Source organism: Mesorhizobium sp. M4B.F.Ca.ET.017.02.2.1, assembly GCF_003998955.1.
Classification (GTDB): Bacteria; Pseudomonadota; Alphaproteobacteria; order Rhizobiales; family Rhizobiaceae; genus Mesorhizobium; species Mesorhizobium abyssinicae.
The window spans coordinates 1-1809 of the sequence record NZ_RZOF01000588.1 but is presented as its reverse complement, the minus strand read 5'-3'; the positions used below and the strand labels follow the sequence as shown (position 1 = coordinate 1809).

General features: G+C 66.0%; 2 protein-coding genes. One reads left to right on the top strand and one right to left on the bottom strand.

Going from position 1 to position 1809, the window contains the following annotated elements; translation table 11 throughout:
* Positions 1-237: helix-turn-helix domain-containing protein (locus EN738_RS34095; RefSeq protein WP_145967041.1), on the bottom strand; the 237-nt coding region annotated here is incomplete at its 3' end.
* A gap of 146 nt (positions 238-383) precedes the next feature.
* Between EN738_RS34095 and EN738_RS34090 the strand changes: the two genes are divergently transcribed.
* Complete coding sequence (locus EN738_RS34090) at positions 384-1568, top strand: HlyD family secretion protein (RefSeq protein ID WP_127287347.1); 1185 nt, start codon at positions 384-386, stop codon at positions 1566-1568.
* The last annotated feature ends 241 nt before the right edge of the window (positions 1569-1809 follow it).

Sequence of the window (1809 nt, the reverse complement as noted above, 5' to 3'; positions counted from 1 at the left end):
GAACAACTCTTCCTTGTTGGCGAAGTAGACATAGATGGTGCCCTTGGAGACACCGGCCTCGCGGGTGATGTCGTTCATCGACGCGGCCTCGAAGCCCTTGTCGATGAAGACACGGCGCGCGCCCTCGATGATCTGGCTGCGCTTGACCGGATCCTGCCCGGCCGCCGGGCGGCCGCGACGCAGGCTGTCCAGCACGTCGCACTGGTCGTTGCCGGGGTCCGACACTGTTTCGCCCATAAAAGTCACACCTCGCAAAATAATTCGAACCAACCGGTTCGATTGCCTCTTGATATGGGCCTGTTTTAGCGCTAAGTCAATCTCCAGATCGAACCGAACGGTTCAGTATAACAGAATTTCCTCATATAAACCTGCTGAGAGATATCATGTCCTCGAACGCGCCCGCCACCGCCGAAGTCCGCACGTTTCCCAACGCCAAGGTCCAACCATCGACCGAAGCGCCGGAAGCGCTTCCGCAGCCCGCCACCGTGACCCCTGCCGCGGCGCCCGCCAAAAAGAAGCGTTCGGTGCGCTCGCTGCTTCTGCCCATCATCGGGCTTGGGCTGCTCGGCGCCGCCGGCTGGTACGGCTACGACTACTGGACCGACGGCCGCTTCATGATCTCAACCGACGACGCCTATGTCCAGGCCGACATGTCGTTCGTGTCGCCGAAGATTTCCGGCTATGTCGACAAGGTCCTGGTGAGCGAGAACCAGCAGGTCAAGGCCGGCGACCCGCTGCTGACCATCGACGACGGCGACTACAAGATAGCCGTTGCCCAGGCCGAGGCGCAGATCGCCACGTTGGCGAAGACGCTCGACCGCATCGACGCGCAGACCAAGGCCGCCCAAGCGTCGCTGCAGCAGGCGCAGGCGTCGAAGGTGGCCGACCAGGCCGCGGCCGACAATGCGGCGCGCGCCCAGGACCGCGCGGCGCAGTTGCTCAAGACCCATGTCGGCACGCAGGCGCAGCTCGACGACGCGCAAACCGCGCTCGACCAGGCCAAGGCGGCGCTTGTCGGCGCCGACGCGCAGATCGCCGCCGCGCAGGCCAATATCGGTGTGCTCGAAGCGCAGCGCGCGGAGTCCGCAAGCACGCTGGCCTCGCTGCAGCTCGGCCGCGACAAGGCGGCGCGCGATCTGTCCTTCACCGTCCTCAAGGCGCCCTATGACGGCGTCGTCGGCAACCGCTCGGTCGAGCAGGGCGACCTCGTCAGCCCCGGCCAGAAGCTCGCCGTCGTCGTGCCGATGGACAAGCTCTACATCGTCGGCAACTTCAAGGAGACGCAGCTCGGCCATCTGGTGGCCGGCGAGAAGGTTCGCATCACGGTCGATGCGATCGACGGCCAGAGCTTCGAAGGCACGGTGTCGTCGCTGGCGCCGGCTTCGGGTGCGGTGTTCTCGCTGCTGCCGCCGGAAAACGCCACCGGCAACTTCACCAAGGTGGTGCAGCGCGTTCCGGTCCGCATCGACGTGCCGGCCGACGTCCTGAAGACCGGCAAGCTGCGCGCCGGCCTCAGCGTCATCGTCGCCGCCGACAGCCGCACCGCGCCGGCCGCGACTGCCAACTAGGCACTTTTGGGGGGCGGCCCGGCGGCTTGTCGAGCGCCGGGCCGCCCAGCCAGCCCAAGTATTTGTTTTGACGCAATTCCGGACGGAAAGCCCCGCACGCCTTTCCTGGAATTGCCGCAGGGAGGCCATGACATGGCAACCGCAACCGTCACCGCAGGATCGATACCGGCACGGCCGGCGGCACCCGCCCTACCGGCCGACCATATGCCGGTTCGCCGCGTCATCGCCTTCCTGGCGATGG